Raw genomic sequence first — 17,705 nt, forward strand, 5'->3', positions numbered from 1 at the left:
CAGACGCGCACGCTCGCGGCTAGTTAATTACGCGCGCGGGTTAGATGCGGCCGTTGGGGAATATCGTCTTGACGGCCTGGGTGATGGTGGCTCGCGCGGTCGCGTCGTCGGAGGGCTGCAGCGACTCGATCACCATGATGTAGCGCCGGTCCGCGCCGATCACGCCGGTGGACAGATGCATCCAGTCGGCGCCGATGCAACACATCCAGCCCTGCTTGACCGCGACCGGTTCGGCGTACAGGCCGTCGGGGATCCCGAACCGCTGGGGATAGCCGTCGTTGCCGTTGGGCGTCGACTGGGCCAGATCGTTGATGATCATCCTGGCCCGCTCCGGCGGAAGCCCGCCGGCCCCGTCGAGCAGCTTTTCGTAGTAGCGCACCAAGTCGCCCGCCGTGCTGATGGTGTTCCACCAGCGCCCGTCGCCGGGCGGTGTGGTCGCCGCCAGGCCATACCGGTTCGCGACCTGGCTGACGATGACGTCGCCGCCGTTCTGCCCCCAGAATTTTTCGGCGGCGCCGTCGTCGGAGGCCTGCAGCATGATGTCCATCGCCTGACGGTCTTCCGGCGACAGCGTGGTCTTGCCCGCGGATTCGGCCGCCAGCAGATCGTCGGCGATGAACAGCTTGGCCACCGACGCGATGCCGGGAATCGGGGCGTCGCCATTGGAGACCAGCTGATGGGTGAACCGATCGAGCACCGCCACCGAAAGGTTGGCGCCGGCGGCGGCGGCCTGATCGCTGGCCTGCTGGATGCGTGCCTGCACGCCGCTAAGACCGGAGTAACCGAGAGTCGGCGGCCGCTCGGCCATTGCGGGCGGGGCGCCGGCCTGCAGCAGCATGTCGGCCAGCTTCGGTTGCGGCTGCACTGAGCCCGGCGCGCTGTACGTGGGCTTGGCCGCCTTGTTCAGCGCTGTCGACTCGAGGATCGCCTGGTCACATCCCGCCAGCACGAGCGTCACCACCGCCATGGCGCTGAGCAGTGCGAGCGGCCGTGGGTGCATCGTTTTCTCTTGCTCCTCCAGCTCGGGTGGCTATGCGGCTGCTGTGGCGTCCTCCGGTGTCCGACAGGCGCATTTTGCCCCAGTAATGTGTACCACTCACCAGCGCGCACGGCGGCTCATGAATCGCGGCGTTTACATGTGATTTTCAAAGCGAGCGGGGCGTCTGGCACAATTGACCAGTTGTCTCGCGCGCTCACTGCTGCGCGAAGAAGCCCGAACACCCCAAGGAAGTGTCTTAGCTCATGAACAGGCTGGACTTCGTCGACCAGACGTCGCTGCGCGACGATATCCCGGCCTTCGGCCCGGGCGACACCATCAACGTGCACGTCAAGGTCATCGAGGGCGCCAAGGAACGTATCCAGGTGTTCAAGGGTGTCGTGATTCGCCGGCAGGGCGGCGGCATCCGGGAGACCTTCACCGTGCGCAAGGAGAGCTACGGCGTCGGCGTCGAGCGGACCTTTCCGGTGCATTCGCCCAACATCGACCACATCGAGGTCGTGACGCGCGGCGATGTTCGTCGCGCCAAGCTGTACTATCTGCGCGAACTGCGTGGCAAGAAGGCCAAGATCAAGGAGAAGCGCTGACCGGTGCGCTCGGGTGGTTTCCGGGTGCTGGCTAGTGTGATGTCGTGACCGAAACCACCGACTCGTCACCTGAGCCTCAGCCCGACGGCGAAACCGAAGCGGCCCCGGAGGGCCCGCCGCCCGGTGCGGCCGACGAGCCCAAGAAGCGGTCAACGCTCCGGGAACTCGCGCTTTTGGCGGTCATCGCCGTGGTGCTCTACTACGTCATGTTGACGTTCGTGGCGCGTCCGTACCTGATCCCGTCGGAATCGATGGAGCCCACGCTGCACGGGTGCGCGGGCTGCGTCGGTGACCGCATCATGGTCGACAAGCTCACCTACCGCTTCGGGTCCCCGCAGCCGGGTGACGTCATCGTCTTCAAGGGGCCGCCGAACTGGAACTACGGCTACAAGTCGATCCGTTCGCACAACACCGCGCTGCGCTGGGTGCAGAACGCGCTGTCGTTCATCGGGTTCGTGCCCCCCGACGAGAACGACCTGGTGAAGCGGGTCATCGCGGTGGGTGGGCAGACGGTGCAGTGCCGGGCGGACACCGGGCTGACCGTCAACGGCAAGCCGCTGAAGGAGCCGTTCCTCAACTCCGCCACCATGATGGCCGACCCGGCGGTGTACCCGTGCCTGGGCAGCGAGTTCGGGCCGGTCACCGTCCCGCAGGGGCGGCTGTGGGTGATGGGCGACAACCGGACGCATTCGGCGGACTCGCGGGCGCATTGCAACAGCACCCCGGCCGATGCGGTCAAGGGGATTCTGTGCACCGGGGACCCGGCGGCGGGCACCGTGCCGGTGTCCAATGTCATCGGCAAGGCGAGGTTCATCGTCTGGCCGCCGTCGCGATGGGGTGGCGTGGGTTCGGTGAACCCACAGCAGGGTCGCTAGCCGTGGCCACCACGTGGCCGCCGCGGACCGTGATCCGCAAAGCTTCGGGATTGCGGACCCTGGAGTCCGCACTGCACCGCAGCGGTCTCGGACCGGTGGCCGGCGTGGACGAGGTGGGCCGCGGCGCCTGCGCCGGGCCCCTGGTGGTGGCGGCCTGTGTGCTCGGGCCGGGGAGGCTGGAAAGCCTTGCAGCGCTTGATGATTCGAAGAAGCTTACGGAGAAGGTCCGGGAGAAGCTGTTCCCGCTGATCTGCCGCTACGCGCTGGCCTACCACGTGGTGTTCATCCCGTCGGTCGAGGTGGACCGGCGCGGCGTGCACGTGGCCAACATCGAGGGCATGCGTCGCGCCGTGGCCGGCCTGTCGGTGCGGCCGGGCTATGTGCTCAGCGACGGGTTTCGGGTGCCCGGGCTGACGGTGCCGTCGCTGCCGGTGGTCGGCGGCGACGCGGCGGCCGCCTGCATTGCCGCGGCCAGTGTGCTGGCCAAGGTGAGCCGGGACCGTTTCATGGTCGCGATGGACGCCGACCACCCGGGCTACGGCTTCGCCGAACACAAGGGATACAGCACGCCCGCGCACAGCCTGGCGCTGACCCGGCTGGGTCCGTGCCCGGAGCACCGGTATTCGTTCATCAACGTCCGGCGGGTGGCGAACGGGTCGAACACCCGGCTGGTGGCCGAATGCCTTCCCGACCCTCCGGACGAGCATGGCGAATACCGTTGAGGAAAGATGAGATCAGTTCCCACTGGCAGGGAGAAGGACGTCTGAGCAGATGAGTGCCCCATGAGTGCTGAAGATCTCGAAAAGTATGAAACCGAGATGGAGCTCTCGCTGTACCGCGAATACAAGGACATCGTCGGCCAGTTCAGCTACGTCGTGGAAACCGAGCGGCGCTTCTACCTGGCCAACAGCGTGGAGATGGTGCCCCGCAACGCCGACGGCGAAGTCTATTTCGAGTTGCGCTTGTCCGACGCCTGGGTGTGGGACATGTACCGGCCGGCACGGTTCGTCAAGCAGGTGCGGGTGGTCACCTTCAAGGACGTCAACATCGAGGAAGTCGAGAAGCCCGAGCTGCGGCTGCCCGAATAGCCGCTATGCCGTCGGCTCGGAGGGCAGGCGGCCGCGGTGATCGATGACGAGCCGCGCCACGTCGGCGAGCTTGATGTTGAAGCTCTGGGAGTGGCGTCGCAGCAGGTCAAACGCCTCCTGCTCGCTTAAATCGTGCAGGGTCATCAACATGCCGACCGCCTTGCCGATCTCGCGATTGCTGACCAGTCCCCGCCGCAGGCTGGAGGCGTCTTCGCCCTTGGCGATCGCGTTGATGGCCACGCTCGCGAACGAGGCGAGCACCGCCGCCCGTCCGGCGGCCTCGGCGTCGAATACGCCCGCGGTCTCGCTGAACAGGTTGAGCGTGGCGCCCTTGCGTTTGTCGACCAGGATGCGAAATCCCATGGCGCCGCGCACCGGAGTCTCGGCGAGCAGCGCGGCCGCCAGTTTGGGCCACTGCGACGGCGTGGTCAGGTCCGGTTCGATCTGCGGGGCTTCCTCTTCGATGGCGTCGATGCAGGGTCCGTCGCCGGCGCGCCGTTCCAGGTCGTCGACATGCTGCGCGAGCCGGGAGCTCGCGCCCGCGGTGGCATAGCTGCCGTCGCTCTTCCGGATCAGCAGGCTGGCGTGGTCACAGCCCGGGACGATCATGGTGGCCGCCACGCAGATGGCGGAGTACATCTCGCCGGCGTCGGAGCCCTGGTAGATGATCTCGGCCAGGGCAGAGAAAACCGTCCCGGGGTCCGCTGTCATGCCGCCCGGTGGTGTCATCTCTGCCTCGGCGTTCGGTTCATCGGCCAAGTCTTCCCCAGTGTTTGCTTTTCGCTGTTTGCCGAGCTTCACACATTGGCTCGTCCTTGGATAGCCGTGCCGGCTGCCTTCACACCGTTCGGCGGCCGAAATCGGCCGGTGTTTGGCTTACCTGGCTGGTGGGAAAGCCAAAGCGAATGGGAATCACTGTCGCCGTCACGGGGCCGACCGGGGAGATCGGCGTCTCGGCGATGACGGCGCTCGAGCGCGAACCCGCGGTGGACAAGATCGTCGCGATGGCGCGCCGGCCGTTCGAGCCGTCGACACGGGGATGGGTGAAGACCCGCTACCAGCAGGGCGACATTCTGGACCGCGACGCGGTCGACGCATTGGTCGGCCAGGCCGACGTGGTGGTCCACTTGGCTTTCATCATCATGGGTTCGCGGGACGAGAGCGCGAAAGTCAACCTGCAGGGCACCCGTAACGTGTTCGAGGCCACGGTCGCCGCTGCGCGGCCGCGGCGGCTGGTCTACACGTCGTCGGTGGCGGCCTACGGCTACCACTCCGACAATCCCGTGCCGCTCACCGAGGACGTGCCGACGCGTGGATCCGCCGAGCACTATTACTCCGAGCAGAGGCGGCGTGCGAGGCCGCACTCGCGGAGATCACCAAGGGTTCGTCGTTGGAGGTCTTCGTGCTGCGGCCGTGCGTGGTCGCGGGGCCCAAGGCCCACGCGCTGGCGGACGCGATGCCGTGGAAGCGGCTGCCTGGCCCGGTGCGGGCGGTCGCCAGGGCGGTGCCGCTGCTCAAGCCGGTCGTGCCGGACCCGGGCTTTCCGCTGCAACTGGTGCACCACGATGACGTCGCGACCGCGATCGCGCTGGCGGCCACCGCCCCGGTGCCGCCCGGCGCGTACAACATCGCCGCTGGCGGCGAAGTGACGATCACGGACGTGGCCAATGCGCTGGGCGGCCGCGGGGTACGGGTTCCGGCGAGCGCCGCGTCGGCGGCGTCCGCGGCGATCTCCCATCTGCCGTTTGTTCCTTCGCTCGTCGAATGGCTGCATGTGGCGAGGACGTCGGTGGTGATGGACACTCGCAAAGCGCAACGGGAACTGGGCTGGCACCCCACACATTCGTCGGCCGAGACCCTGGCGGCGTTGGCCCAAGCGGTGTGAGACACCGCTAAGCCACAATTGACCGGTGGGACACGTAACCGCGCGGCGGCGGGTGAGACACCTCAGCGCCGAACAGGCGATCACCCGATCGGAAACCCTGGCCGTCGAGGAACCGCTGGAGATCCGCGTCGACGGCACGCCGATCACGGTCACGATGCGCACACCCGGCTCCGATATCGAACTCGCGCAAGGCTTTCTGCTCACCGAAGGGGTTATCGGGGGCCGCGAGGATGTACTGACCATCCGCTACTGCGGCGGCCGCGACGACGACGGGGTCAACACCTACAACGTGCTGGACGCGACGCTGGCCCCGGGCGTCCGGCCGCCCAATCTCGACATCACGCGCAACTTCTACACCACCTCGTCGTGCGGGGTGTGCGGCAAGGCATCGCTGGACGCGGTGCGGTTGATCAGCCGGTACTCACCCGGCGACGATCCCGCCACGGTGGCGGCGGCCACGCTCAGGGCGATGCCCGGCCAACTGCGCAGCGCGCAAAAGGTTTTCGCCAGCACCGGCGGGCTGCACGCGGCGGCGTTGTTCGCCGTGGACGGCACCATGCTCGTCGTGCGCGAAGACATCGGCCGGCACAACGCCGTCGACAAGGTCATCGGCTGGGCGGTGGAGCAGGACCGGGTTCCGCTGAGCGCGTCGGTGCTGTTGGTCAGCGGGCGGGCGTCCTTCGAGTTGACCCAGAAGGCGTTGCTGGCCGGGATCCCGATGTTGGCCGCCGTGTCGGCGCCGTCGTCGCTGGCGGTCTCGCTGGCCGAGGAGTCTGGGATCACGCTGGTGGCGTTCCTGCGGGAGGACTCGATGAACGTCTACACCCGGGCCGACCGCATCTGCGGATAGAGGGCCGACTGGGGATAACCCGGCTTGTTGCCCCCATAACGTGACGGTGTTTGTCGCCGCTTGTCCTCGCCGCCATGCAGATTGGGCCGCATGACGACCCGCACAACGTTGACCCGGGCACAGCTGGGTGCCATGGGTGAGGCGCTCGCCGTGGATCACCTGACGCGGATGGGGTTGCGGATCTTGCACCGCAACTGGCGCTGCCGCTACGGCGAGCTGGATGTGATCGCCTGCGACGAGGCCAGCCGCACGGTGGTGTTCGTCGAGGTCAAGACCCGGACCGGCGACGGCTACGGCGGGCTCGCCTATGCGGTGACCCCGCGCAAGGTCCGCCGGCTGCGCCGGCTCGCCGGCCTGTGGCTGGCCGACCAGGACCGCCGGTGGGCGGTGATCCGCGTCGACGTCATCGGCGTGCGGATCGGACGCCGGCGAACCCCGGAGATCACGCACCTGCAGGGCATCGGCTGATGGCGCTGGGGCACGCCTTCTCGGTCGGGGTGCACGGGCTGGACGGCCAGATCGTGGAAATCGAGGCCGACATCGCCTCCGGCTTGCCCGGTGTGCACCTGGTGGGTCTGCCCGACGCCGCGGTGCAGGAATCCCGCGACCGGGTCCGTGCCGCCCTCACCAACAGTGGCAACGACTGGCCTCAGGCCCGGCTCACCCTCGCCCTGTCGCCGGCGACGCTGCCGAAGATGGGCTCGGTCTACGACATCGCCCTGGCCGCCGCGGTGTTGTCGGCGCAGCGCGGGCGTTCGTGGGAGCGGCTGGAAAAGACGGTGCTGCTGGGCGAGTTGTCGCTGGACGGCCGGGTCCGGCCGGTACGCGGGGTGCTGCCCGCCGTGTTGGCCGCCAAGCGCGACGGGTGGCCGGCCGTCGTCGTCCCCATCGACAACCTGGCCGAGGCCAGCCTGGTCGACGGCATCGACGTCTTCGGTGTTCGCACGCTACGCCACCTGCAGGCCTGGCTGCGCGGCGCGGCCGACCTGGAAGACCGGGTCCCCGCCGCCGCCCCGCCGGCGGAGGCGGCGGCGGACCTGGCCGACGTGGTGGGACAGGCGCAGGCCCGGTTCGCGGTCGAGGTGGCCGCCGCCGGTGCGCACCACCTCATGTTGACCGGGCCGCCGGGAGTGGGCAAAACCATGTTGGCGCAACGTCTTCCGGGGATCCTGCCGGCGCTGTCGCACAGCGAATCGCTGGAGGTCACCGCGATCCACTCGGTGGCCGGGCTGCTGTCGGCGGACACCCCGCTGATCACCCGGCCGCCGCTGGTGGCGCCGCACCACAGTTCCACCGTGGCGGCGCTCGTCGGAGGGGGCTCGGGGATGGCGCGTCCGGGCGCCGTCAGCCGGGCGCACCGGGGGGTGCTGTTCTTAGACGAGTGCGCCGAGATCAGGGTCAGCGCGCTGGAGGCATTGCGAACGCCGTTGGAAGACGGCGAGATTCGACTGGCCCGCCGCGACGGGGTGGCGTGCTATCCCGCGCGCTTCCAGCTGGTGCTGGCCGCCAACCCGTGCCCCTGCGCGCCCGCCGATCCGCGGGACTGCATCTGCCCCGCGGCGGCCAAACGACGCTACCTGGGTAAGCTTTCCGGGCCGCTGATGGATCGGGTCGATCTACGAGTTCAGATGAATCCGGTTCGCGCAGGCGCGTTTTCGGCCACCGACGGCGAGCCCACCGCGCAGGTGCGCCAGCGGGTCGCCGCGGCGCGCGACGCGGCCGCCGAGCGTTGGGGGCCGCACGGATTCCGCACCAACGCCGAAGTCAGCGGCGCGCTGCTGCGGCGAAAGTTCCGTCTGGGCAGCACCGCGATGAGTCCGCTGCGCATCGCGATGGACCGCGGCCTGCTGAGCATCCGCGGCGCGGATCGCACGTTGCGGGTGGCGTGGAGCCTGGCCGACCTGGCCGGCCGGGTCTCGCCCGGGCTGGACGAGGTAGCCGCCGCGCTGAGCTTCCGGCAGCCGGGAGCGGCGCGATGAGCGCGCGGGCCTGGGCGTACCTGTCCCGGGTGGCCGAACCGCCGTGCGCGGAACTCGCCGCCCTGGTCGCCGCCGTCGGGCCGGTGGAAGCCGCCGACCGGATCCGGCGCGGGCTGGTCGACGACACCCTGGCGCAGCACACCGAGTCCAGGCGCGGAATCGACTGCGCCGCAGACGATCTCGAGCTCCTGGCGCGTCGCGGCGGCCGATTGATCACACCCGACGACGACGAATGGCCCGTGCTCGCGTTCGCCGCATTCAACGCCGCGCCGATTAAGGCGAAGTGCCGGCCGCCGCTGGTGTTGTGGGCCCAGGGGCCCGTCCGGCTCGACGAGACAGCCGAGCGCGCGGCCGCCGTCGTCGGAACCCGGGCCGCCACGGCGTACGGCGAACACGTGGCGGCCGACCTGGCGGCCGGATTGGTGGAACGCGACGTCGCGGTGGTGTCCGGCGGCGCGTACGGCATCGACGGCGCGGCCCACCGCGCGGCGCTGGCCGCCGACGGGATCACGGTGGCGGTGCTGGCCGGCGGCCTCGACGTCGCCTACCCGGCCGGCCATTCGGCGCTGCTGCATCGCATCGGCCAGCACGGGTTGCTGCTCAGCGAATATCCGCCGGGTGTCCGCCCGGCCCGGCACCGCTTTTTGACCCGCAACCGTTTGGTCGCGGCCGTCGCGGGCGCGGCGGTGGTGGTGGAAGCCGGCCTGCGCAGCGGTGCGGCCAACACCGCCGCCTGGGCGCGAGCGCTGGGCCGGGTGGTGGCCGCGGTGCCCGGACCGGTGACGTCGTCGGCGTCGGCGGGCTGCCATGCGCTGCTGCGAAACGGCGCCGAGCTGGTCACCCGGGCCGACGAGATCGTCGAGCTGGTGGGCCGCATCGGCGAGCTGGCGCCCGAGCAACCGCGGCCGACCACCGCGCTCGACGGCCTCAGCGAGTCGGAGCTGCGGGTTTACGAGGCGTTGCCCGGGCGTGGCGCGGCCAGCGTCGACGAGATCGCCGTCGCGGCCGGGCTGGTGCCCGAACAGGTGCTGGGTCCGCTGGCGATCCTCGAGATCACCGGCCTGGCGGAGCGCCACGAGGGCCAGTGGCGGATCGTCCGTGCCCGTCGCGGCAACGCTGCGGCCACGGCGTCGGACGCGCGGCTCGTATAGTCGACGGGGGTCGGGATCCGGACAGGAGGACAAGTGGCAGGTCGACCTCTGCAAAGTTTCCACGTTGTCGGGACCGAACAACTCGCGCCGCACATGGTCCGGGTTGTGTTGGGCAGCAACAGCTTCGACACCTTCGTGCCGAGCAAGTTCACCGACTCCTACATCAAGCTGGCCTTCGTCCACCCCGATGTCGACATCGCCGCGTTGCCACACCCGTTGACGCTGGACAGCTTCGCCGACGTGGCGCCGGAGAAGAAGCCGTCGGTTCGGACGATGACGGTGCGCCGGGTCGACGTCGAAGCCCGTGAGCTCGCCGTCGACATCGTGACGCACGGCGAGCACGGCGTGGCCGGGCAGTGGGCGGCGTCGGCCCAACCCGGCGAGCCGATCTTCCTGATGGGGCCCGGCGGCGCCTACACCCCCGATCCCGCCGCCGACTGGCATCTGCTGGCCGGCGATGAATCGGCGCTGCCGGCCATCGCGACGGCGCTGGAAGCGCTGCCGCCCAGCGCGGTCGGCAAGGCATTCATCGAGGTCGCCGGCCCGGAGGACGAGATCCCGTTGAGCGCACCCGACGGCGTCGCGGTGAACTGGGTGTACCGCGGCGGCCGCGCGGATCTGGTCGGCGACGACCGCGCCGGCGATTTCGCGCCGCTGATCGAGGCGGTCACCACCGCCCAGTGGCTGCCCGGGCAGGTGCACGTCTTCATCCACGGGGAGGCGCAGGCCGTCATGCACAACCTGCGGCCCTATGTCCGCACCGAACGCGGCGTGGACGCGAAATGGGCGTCGTCGATCTCCGGATACTGGCGGCGCGGACGCACCGAGGAGTCGTTCCGGCAGTGGAAGAAGGAACTGGCCGAGGCAGAGGCCGGGGCCTGAGATGGCGCCCCCACCGCATTTCGGCGACTACCAGAACGAGATCTACCTGCAGGGCCTGGGCGGCGTGGTGCCGTCGCTGCCGATGCTCTTCGCCGAATGGGAGGCCAAAGCCGCCCAGACACTGCCGCCGTCGGTGTGGTCGTACGTCGCCGGGGGAGCCGGCGACGAGCGCACGCAGCGCGCCAACGTCGAGGCGTTCGAACGCTGGGGCCTGATCCCGCGCATGTTCGTCGGCGCCGCGCAACGCGATCTTTCCGTCGACCTGTTCGGGCTGAGGCTGCCGTCCCCGCTGTTCATGGCGCCGATCGGCGTCATCGGGCTGTGCGCGCAGGACGGCCACGGCGACCTGGCCACCGCCCGCGCGGCCGCCGCCACGGGCGTTCCGATGGTCTGCTCGACGCTGACCGTCGACCCGCTGGAGGACGTCGCCGCGGCGCTGGGCGATACGCCGGGGTTTTTCCAGCTCTACACGCCGACCGACCGGGAGTTGGCCGCCAGCCTGGTGCACCGTGCCGAGGCGGCCGGGTTCAAGGGCATCGTCGTCACCCTCGACACCTGGGTGACCGGCTGGCGCCCGCGCGACCTGAGCACGTCGAACTTCCCCCAGCTCCGTGGGCACTGCCTGAGCAACTACTTCTCCGACCCGGTCTTCCGGGCCGGCCTGCAACGCCCGCCCGAGGAGGATCGCCAAGCCGCCACGCTGCGCTGGATTCAGGTCTTCGGAAACCCCTTGACCTGGGACGACCTGCCCTGGCTGCGGTCACTGACCGAGCTGCCGCTGCTGGTCAAGGGCATCTGCCACCCCGATGACGCGCGGCGCGCGAAGGACGGCGGGGTCGACGGCATCTACTGCTCCAACCACGGCGGACGCCAAGCCAACGGGGGACTGCCCGCCCTGGACTGCCTGCCTGGGGTCATCGAGGCGGCCGACGGGCTTCCGGTGTTGTTCGATTCCGGCGTCCGCAGCGGCGCCGACGTCATCAAGGCGCTCGCGCTGGGCGCGACCGCGGTGGGGGTCGGCCGCCCGTACGCCTACGGCCTGGCGCTCGGCGGGGTCGGCGGCGTGGTGCACGTGCTGCGCACGCTGCTGGCCGAGGCGGACCTGATCATGGCCGTCGACGGCTATCCCAACCGCAAAGATCTCACCCCGGACACGCTTCGGCGCGTCGACTGAGGGTCCTCCGCGGCGTCTGCGAGCGTGGGGGAATGCAGGCGATCCTCGAGGAGTTCGACGACTACCTCGACCTGCAATGCAACCGCTCGGCGCACACCCGTCGCGCCTACCTGGGCGACCTGCGTTCACTGTGGGCCTTCCTGGACGGGCGCGGCCTCGACCTCAAGGGCCTGAGCCTGCCCGTCCTGCGGACCTGGCTGGCCAGCTCGGCCGGCGCCGGCGCCGCGCGCACCACGCTGGCCCGACGCACCTCGGCGGTCAAGGCGTTCACCGCGTGGGCCGTGCGGCGCGGGCTGCTCGCCACCGACCCGGCCGCCCGGCTGCAGGTGCCCAAGGCGCACCGCACCCTGCCGTCGGTGCTGCGCCAGGATCAGGCGCTGGCGGCCATGGCCGCCGCGAAATCCGGTGCCCAGCAAGGTGATCCGTTGGCCCTGCGGGACCGGCTGATCGTCGAGATGCTCTACGCCACCGGCATCCGGGTGAGCGAGCTGTGCGGCCTGGACATCGACGACGTGGACACCGGGCAGCGGCTGGTGCGGGTCCTGGGCAAGGGCAACAAGCCGCGCACCGTGCCGTACGGGGTGCCGGCCGCCGACGCGCTGCGCGCCTGGCTGGCCGAGGGCCGTCCGGCGCTGGTCACCGCCGAGTCCGGCCCGGCGCTGCTGCTGGGCGCGCGGGGCCGGCGCCTCGACGTGCGGCAGGTCCGCACCGTCGTGCACCAAACCGTCGCCGCGGTGGACGGCGCGCCCGACATGGGGCCGCACGGCCTGCGGCACAGCGCGGCCACCCACCTGCTGGAGGGCGGCGCCGACCTGCGGGTCGTCCAGGAATTGCTCGGCCATTCCAGCCTGGCGACCACCCAGCTCTACACCCACGTCGCGGTGTCCCGGCTGCGGGCCGTGCACGATCAGGCGCATCCGCGGGCCTGACATGCTGATGCTTCTAGCTACGCATCATGATGCGTCTCTCGGTATCATGGAGCGATGCGGACCACTGTGGTGATCGACAGCGACGTCGCACGCGAGATCGAACGGCTGCGCCGCGAGGGCCTGGGCATCAGCGAGGCCCTGAACCTTCTGGCGCGGCGCGGAATGACCAACGTCGCGGCCACCAAGCCGGTCAAGTACCGGCACCGCACCGCGAACATCGGCCTGAAGGTCGACGTCACCAACGTCGCCGACGTGCTTGACCTGCTTGACGATGATCATTGACGCGAACCTGCTGTTGTACGCGGTGGATGAGAGCAGCGCGCAAAACGCAGCGGCCGCAGCCTGGCTGGAACGAACGCTGGATGGCGATAGCCGAGTCGGGATTCCCTGGCAGACCATTGGCGCCTTCCTCCGGATCGTCACACACCCGCGGGTAACCGAGAACCCCCTGTCGGGCGCAGATGCCTGGAGATACGTCGACGACTGGCTAGCGATCCCCGTGGTGTGGATTCCGCCCGCAACCGAGGTCACCGCACGGGTCTACGGCAAGCTCTGCGCACAAGTTGAAATCACTGGCAATCTTGTTCCCGATGCACAACTGGCCGCCCTCGCGCTTGAACACGGCGTCGAAATCGCCTCTGCGGACACAAATTTCATGCGGTTTCCGGGCGTTCGCTGGACCAACCCACTCGAGCATGTCTGAACGATCTCGTGCTAGCGCTGAAGGGGTTTGAGCCGGATCGGGGTGGACTTCAGCAGGCCGAGTGGGTTCACGTACTCCGCACCCGACGCCGGCCCCCACATCGCACCCCAGTGCAGGCACGCCGCCGCCGGGCAGCCGCGATGCCCAGCCAGCAATTCGCCGATCGCGGTCCGCGCCGTCACCGACTGGCCGACCCGCACGGCCGCCCGGACCGGCTCGTAGCTGGTGTGCAGGCCGCCGGGATGGGCCAACGCGACGACGGGCCGCCCGGCCAACAGCCCGGCGAACACCACCGTCGCGTCGCCGGCGGCATACACCGGCTGACCAGGCGCGCCGGCCAGATCCACCCCCCGGTGGCCGGGCTTCCAGTTCGGTGCGGGCGCGTCGAACCCGCGCACCACCGCCGGTGGCGGCCGCAGCGGCCACTGCAGCCGCACGTCGTCGGCGAAGGCCGGTGTCGCGCCCAGCAGCACCCCGCACAGCACCACCGCCGCCCATCGCACCTGCTCAGTTGAGCTCGGCGACGGCAACCGAGCCAGTCACCGTGGCGAAAGCTGTGCAAGAAGACGTGTAAACTTCACGGCGCAGCTCGCAAAACGGGCTGACTTCGCGCGTCTGCACCGCGGCCCCGTTCCATTAGGTCCGCAACAGCATGCCGAGCGGTCCCGCCACCGGGTTTCCCGGGAGCGGGTTCGGCAGCAGCAGGCGCCAGGGCCCGGCTTCACCCGACGCCGGGCGACAACCGACACAAGTTAAGGCGCATCCATGGCCGTAGTAACCATGAAGCAGCTGCTGGACAGCGGCACCCACTTCGGGCATCAGACCCGTCGCTGGAATCCCAAGATGAAGCGGTTCATCTTCACCGACCGCAACGGCATCTACATCATCGACCTGCAGCAGACGCTGACGTTCATCGACAAGGCGTACGAGTTCGTCAAGGAGACCGTCGCGCACGGCGGCACGGTGCTGTTCGTCGGCACCAAGAAGCAGGCGCAGGAGTCGGTCGCGGCCGAGGCGACCCGCGTCGGCATGCCGTATGTGAACCAGCGCTGGCTGGGCGGCATGCTGACCAACTTCTCCACCGTGCACAAGCGGCTGCAGCGGCTCAAGGAGCTCGAGGCGATGGAGCAGACCGGTGGCTTCGAGGGTCGCACCAAGAAGGAAATCTTGATGCTGACCCGCGAGAAGAACAAGCTGGACCGCAGCCTGGGCGGCATCCGCGACATGGCCAAGGTGCCGTCGGCGATCTGGGTGGTGGACACCAACAAGGAGCACATCGCCGTCGGCGAGGCCCGCAAGCTGGGCATCCCGGTCATCGCGATCCTGGACACCAACTGCGACCCCGACGAGGTGGACTACCCGATCCCGGGCAACGACGACGCGATCCGCTCGGCCGCGCTGCTGACCAAGGTGATCGCCTCCGCGGTCGCCGAGGGGCTGCAGGCCCGCGCCGGCGTGGGCCGCGCCGACGGCAAACCCGAGGCGGAAGCCGCCGAGCCGCTGGCCGAATGGGAGCAGGAGCTGCTGGCCGCTGCAACAAGCCCACTGACGGCCACCGCCCCCGGCGACGCCGCCGCGGGCGCACCCGAACCCACCACCGATCTTTCATAGGAAGGCTGAGCATTGGCGAATTTCTCCGCTGCCGACGTCAAGCGACTTCGGGAGCTGACCGGTGCCGGCATGCTCGACTGCAAGAACGCGCTGGCCGACAGCGACGGCGACTTTGACAAGGCCGTCGAGGCGCTGCGGATCAAGGGCGCCAAGGACGTCGGCAAGCGCGCCGAGCGGGCCACGGCCGAGGGCCTGGTCGCGGCCAAGGGCGGCGCGCTGATCGAGCTGAACAGCGAGACGGACTTCGTCGCCAAAAACGCCGAGTTCCAGAAGCTGGCCGACGAGGTGGTGGCCGCGGCCGCCGCGTCGAAGGCCGGCGACGTCGACGCGCTCAAAACGGCCAAAGTTGGCGATCAAACGGTCGAGGAGGCGATCGCGGCCCTGTCGGCCAAGATCGGCGAGAAGCTTGAGCTGCGCCGGGTCGCCCACTTCGACGGCACCGTCGAGACCTACCTGCACAAGCGCGCGGCCGACCTGCCGCCGGCCGTCGGTGTGCTGGTCGAGTACAGCGGCTCGGATGCCGCCGGGGCCAAGGACGCCGCCCACGCCGTGGCGCTGCAGATCGCTGCGCTCAAGGCGCGCTACCTGTCGCGCGAGGACGTCCCCGAGGACGTCGTGGCCAGCGAACGCCGCATCGCCGAGGAGACCGCGAAGGCCGAGGGCAAGCCCGAGCAGGCGCTGCCCAAGATCGTCGAGGGCCGGCTCAACGGCTTCTTCAAGGACGCGGTGCTGCTGGAGCAGCCGTCGGTGTCCGACAACAAGAAGACCGTCAAGGCACTGCTCGACGAGGCCGGCGTGACGGTAACGCGATTCGTCCGCTTCGAGGTCGGTCAGGCCTAGAGGCCCGGCTCATGTCACGCGTGCACGCCTTCGGCGACGACGCCCTCGGCGACCACGACGCGGTCGGCCTCGCCGAGGCCATCCGGACCGGGCGGGTCGGCGCGGCCGAGGTGGTCGAGGCGGCCATCGCGCGCACCGAGGCGGTCAATCCGGCGCTGAATGGCTTGGCGTACAACGGTTTCGAGCGGGCGCGCAGCGCGACCCCGACGGACGGTTTCTTCGCCGGCGTCCCGACGTTCATCAAAGACAACGTCGACGTCGCCGGCCAGCCGACCATGCAGGGCGCCGACGCCTGGGAACCTTTCGACGCGCCCGCCGACAGCGAATTCACCCGGGTGTTTCTGGCCACCGGGCCGATCTCGCTGGGCAAGACGCGACTGTCGGAATTCGGGTTCAGCGCGGCCGCCGAACATCCCCGGCTCGGCCCGGTCCGTAACCCGTGGAACACCGACTACACCGCCGGCGCATCGTCATCGGGCTCGGGTGCGTTCGTCGCCGCCGGCGTGGTGCCGATCGCGCACGCCAACGACGGCGGCGGCTCGATCCGCATTCCGGCCGCCTGCAACGGGCTGGTCGGGCTCAAGCCGTCGCGCGGCCGGCTGCCGCTGGACGGACCGATGCGCCGGATGCCGGTGAACATCGTCACCAACGGCGTGCTGACCCGCTCCGTGCGAGACACGGCGGCCTTCTATCGGGAGGCCGAGCGGATCTGGTCCAACCCCAAACTGGCACCGATCGGCGATGTCACGGCGCCCGGCCGGCGCCGGCTGAAAATCGCCGTGCTGACCCGTTCGGTCCTGCGTGAGTGCAGCCCACAGCTGCGGGAGCTCACCCTGAAGACGGCCGGTGTGCTCGAGGAGCTGGGCCACCGCGTCGAACACGTCGACGAACCCCCGGTGCCGGCCAGCTTTCCCGATGACTTCGTGCTGTATTGGGGGTTGCTGGCGCTGGCGATCGTGCGCACCGGCCGGCGCGCGTTCGGCGACACCTTCGACCGTGGCCGGCTGGACAAGTTGACGCTGGGCCTGGAGCGGCACAGCGGCCGGAACCTGCACCGGCTTCCGCTGGCGGTGGCGCGCCTGCGCAGGCTGCGGCGGCGCACCGCACGGTTCTTCGCGACCTACGACGCGGTGCTCATGCCCACGCTGGCCGCCGAAACCCCACCGGTCGGCTACCTCGCGCCCACCGACTATAAGCGGGTCATGGACCGACTGATCGATTGGGTCGCGTTCACGCCGCTGCAGAACGTCACCGGCGAGCCGGCGATCTCGCTGCCGTTGGCGCAAACCGCGGACGGCATGCCCGTGGGCATGATGCTCTCGGCCGACGTGGGCGCCGAAGCGCTACTGCTCGAGCTGGCCTATGAGCTGGAGGAGGCCCGGCCCTGGGCCCGAATCCAGGCCAACCAATAGTCAGTCACTGGCGAGCTTCTCCAGCGTTCGTTTGAACTCGCGCTGCTGCGGCCCGCTCAGTTTGGCCAGGATGTGGCCGTCGGCGATGCGGACCGCGGCCTCCGCGCGCTTCAGCAGCGCGCGGCCCGGACCGGTCAGCGTGGCCGGCAGCGCGCGCCCCGACGACACCGACTCGGGCCGTTCCACCGAGCCGATCTGTTCCAGCTTGCGCAACACCGTGTTCATCGCCTGCGGGGTGACGTTGGTGTGCCGGGACAATTCGGCACTGGATACTCCGGGGGACGCCGAAATTATGCGCAGGCAAACGAATTCGGGCAGCGTCAGGCCCAGCGGACGCAGCGCGGCTGAAACCTCTGTTCGCAGAACGGCTGCCACCCGGTAAAGCAGGAAACCCAGCGGAGCGTCGTCACTGTCGGTCCTGTCACCCATGTCAACCATATTGACATATATCCGGCGTTTCGAAGCGTCGAAACGCGACGGCTATTAGAAATTGATCCAATTACTAACTCCAGCAGACACTTTGGCTGCGCTCCCGCCGAACAGCCGGGTAATTGCCAAGTGATGCCAATGTGAAAGAAGTTCTTTGCACCCCGCTGCGGCGCAAAATGATATTGGCATTGTTCATGCAGGTTATCGGACCGGGCGCGGCTTTCCGCAATGCACTTACGTTTGAGCCCGCGGTCTGTTGGCTATGCGGACTGAGTGCGGTTTAAGCCCACACTGGGTAGCCGCTCGAACGACA

General features: G+C 69.3%; 19 protein-coding genes and 2 pseudogenes. 17 read left to right on the forward strand and 4 right to left on the reverse strand.

The window, feature by feature from the left end; genetic code table 11:
• Window positions 1-40 precede the first annotated feature (40 nt).
• A complete protein-coding gene (locus G6N66_RS07630) occupies window positions 41-1,000 on the reverse strand; it encodes a serine hydrolase (protein ID WP_085236161.1) in 960 nt (319 codons plus the stop codon).
• A gap of 242 nt (window positions 1,001-1,242) precedes the next feature.
• Here G6N66_RS07630 and rplS point away from each other — a divergent pair, with 242 nt between their 5' ends.
• Genes rplS through G6N66_RS07650 form a run of 4 tightly spaced genes read left to right on the forward strand, consistent with a single transcriptional unit; the run spans window position 1,243 to window position 3,547 of the window.
• Complete coding sequence (gene rplS, locus G6N66_RS07635; protein WP_085236159.1) at window positions 1,243-1,584, forward strand: 50S ribosomal protein L19; 342 nt, start codon at window positions 1,243-1,245, stop codon at window positions 1,582-1,584.
• 44 nt (window positions 1,585-1,628) lie between these two features.
• Window positions 1,629-2,459: a signal peptidase I gene (gene lepB / locus G6N66_RS07640; RefSeq protein ID WP_085236157.1), complete on the forward strand. Its 831-nt coding sequence runs from the start codon at window positions 1,629-1,631 to the stop codon at window positions 2,457-2,459.
• Window positions 2,460-2,461: 2 nt separating this feature from the next.
• On the forward strand, window positions 2,462-3,181 hold the full coding sequence (locus G6N66_RS07645) for a ribonuclease HII (protein ID WP_085236155.1): 720 nt from the start codon (window positions 2,462-2,464) through the stop codon (window positions 3,179-3,181).
• Window positions 3,182-3,241: 60 nt separating this feature from the next.
• A complete protein-coding gene (locus G6N66_RS07650) occupies window positions 3,242-3,547 on the forward strand; it encodes a DUF2469 domain-containing protein (protein ID WP_007171389.1) in 306 nt (101 codons plus the stop codon).
• A 3-nt stretch (window positions 3,548-3,550) separates the two neighbouring features.
• Here G6N66_RS07650 and G6N66_RS07655 read toward each other — a convergent pair whose 3' ends face one another.
• Window positions 3,551-4,276, reverse strand: a complete 726-nt coding sequence (locus G6N66_RS07655; protein WP_139825528.1) for a GAF and ANTAR domain-containing protein — start codon at window positions 4,274-4,276, stop codon at window positions 3,551-3,553.
• A gap of 176 nt (window positions 4,277-4,452) precedes the next feature.
• On the opposite strand from G6N66_RS07655, the pseudogene G6N66_RS07660 reads away from it, so the two are divergent.
• The 10 genes and pseudogenes from G6N66_RS07660 to G6N66_RS07705 all read left to right on the forward strand — a co-directional run bounded on the left by G6N66_RS07660 (window position 4,453) and on the right by G6N66_RS07705 (window position 13,100).
• Window positions 4,453-5,432, forward strand: a pseudogene (locus G6N66_RS07660) (NAD-dependent epimerase/dehydratase family protein).
• A 25-nt stretch (window positions 5,433-5,457) separates the two neighbouring features.
• Window positions 5,458-6,282: a formate dehydrogenase accessory sulfurtransferase FdhD gene (gene fdhD / locus G6N66_RS07665; RefSeq protein ID WP_085236153.1), complete on the forward strand. Its 825-nt coding sequence runs from the start codon at window positions 5,458-5,460 to the stop codon at window positions 6,280-6,282.
• 90 nt (window positions 6,283-6,372) lie between these two features.
• A complete protein-coding gene (locus G6N66_RS07670) occupies window positions 6,373-6,750 on the forward strand; it encodes a YraN family protein (RefSeq protein ID WP_085236142.1) in 378 nt (125 codons plus the stop codon).
• Window positions 6,750-8,261: a YifB family Mg chelatase-like AAA ATPase gene (locus G6N66_RS07675; RefSeq protein ID WP_085236140.1), complete on the forward strand. Its 1,512-nt coding sequence runs from the start codon at window positions 6,750-6,752 to the stop codon at window positions 8,259-8,261. The genes G6N66_RS07670 and G6N66_RS07675 overlap by 1 nt, the downstream gene beginning before the upstream one ends.
• Window positions 8,258-9,412, forward strand: coding sequence for a DNA-processing protein DprA (gene dprA / locus G6N66_RS07680; protein WP_085236138.1), 1,155 nt, complete (start codon window positions 8,258-8,260; stop codon window positions 9,410-9,412). The genes G6N66_RS07675 and dprA overlap by 4 nt, the downstream gene beginning before the upstream one ends.
• A 33-nt stretch (window positions 9,413-9,445) precedes the next feature.
• The gene (locus G6N66_RS07685) at window positions 9,446-10,294 is read left to right on the forward strand and encodes a siderophore-interacting protein (protein ID WP_085236136.1); all 849 of its coding nucleotides are present in this window, start codon (window positions 9,446-9,448) and stop codon (window positions 10,292-10,294) included.
• A 1-nt stretch (window position 10,295) separates the two neighbouring features.
• On the forward strand, window positions 10,296-11,468 hold the full coding sequence (locus tag G6N66_RS07690; RefSeq protein ID WP_085236134.1) for an alpha-hydroxy-acid oxidizing protein: 1,173 nt from the start codon (window positions 10,296-10,298) through the stop codon (window positions 11,466-11,468).
• A 32-nt stretch (window positions 11,469-11,500) separates the two neighbouring features.
• Window positions 11,501-12,397 (forward strand): tyrosine recombinase XerC, encoded by an 897-nt coding sequence (locus tag G6N66_RS07695; RefSeq protein ID WP_085236132.1) that lies wholly within the window; start codon window positions 11,501-11,503, stop codon window positions 12,395-12,397.
• A gap of 54 nt (window positions 12,398-12,451) precedes the next feature.
• Window positions 12,452-12,679, forward strand: coding sequence for a CopG family transcriptional regulator (locus G6N66_RS07700; protein WP_085236131.1), 228 nt, complete (start codon window positions 12,452-12,454; stop codon window positions 12,677-12,679).
• Window positions 12,669-13,100 carry a TA system VapC family ribonuclease toxin gene (locus G6N66_RS07705; RefSeq protein WP_085236129.1) on the forward strand — a complete coding sequence of 144 codons (432 nt, stop codon included), beginning with the start codon at window positions 12,669-12,671 and terminating at the stop codon, window positions 13,098-13,100. The genes G6N66_RS07700 and G6N66_RS07705 overlap by 11 nt, the downstream gene beginning before the upstream one ends.
• Window positions 13,101-13,120: 20 nt before the next feature.
• Here the strand turns inward: G6N66_RS07705 and G6N66_RS07710 are convergent.
• Window positions 13,121-13,582 (reverse strand): annotated as a pseudogene (locus G6N66_RS07710) (M23 family metallopeptidase); the annotation flags it as partial.
• A gap of 283 nt (window positions 13,583-13,865) precedes the next feature.
• On the opposite strand from G6N66_RS07710, the gene rpsB reads away from it, so the two are divergent.
• Genes rpsB through G6N66_RS07725 form a run of 3 tightly spaced genes read left to right on the forward strand, consistent with a single transcriptional unit; the run spans window position 13,866 to window position 16,963 of the window.
• A complete protein-coding gene (rpsB, locus tag G6N66_RS07715; RefSeq protein WP_085236125.1) occupies window positions 13,866-14,711 on the forward strand; it encodes a 30S ribosomal protein S2 in 846 nt (281 codons plus the stop codon).
• Between the two features lie 12 nt (window positions 14,712-14,723).
• Window positions 14,724-15,551 carry a translation elongation factor Ts gene (gene tsf, locus G6N66_RS07720; RefSeq protein WP_085236123.1) on the forward strand — a complete coding sequence of 276 codons (828 nt, stop codon included), beginning with the start codon at window positions 14,724-14,726 and terminating at the stop codon, window positions 15,549-15,551.
• An 11-nt stretch (window positions 15,552-15,562) separates the two neighbouring features.
• Entirely contained in the window at window positions 15,563-16,963 is a 1,401-nt protein-coding gene (locus tag G6N66_RS07725; RefSeq protein ID WP_085236121.1) for an amidase, read from the forward strand.
• On the opposite strand, the gene G6N66_RS07730 is transcribed toward G6N66_RS07725, so the two are convergent.
• Window positions 16,964-17,392 carry a MarR family winged helix-turn-helix transcriptional regulator gene (locus G6N66_RS07730; protein WP_085236119.1) on the reverse strand — a complete coding sequence of 143 codons (429 nt, stop codon included), beginning with the start codon at window positions 17,390-17,392 and terminating at the stop codon, window positions 16,964-16,966.
• Window positions 17,393-17,705: the final 313 nt, after the last annotated feature.

Origin of the sequence: Mycobacterium conspicuum (genome assembly GCF_010730195.1) — a bacterium.
Classification (GTDB): Bacteria; Actinomycetota; Actinomycetes; order Mycobacteriales; family Mycobacteriaceae; genus Mycobacterium; species Mycobacterium conspicuum.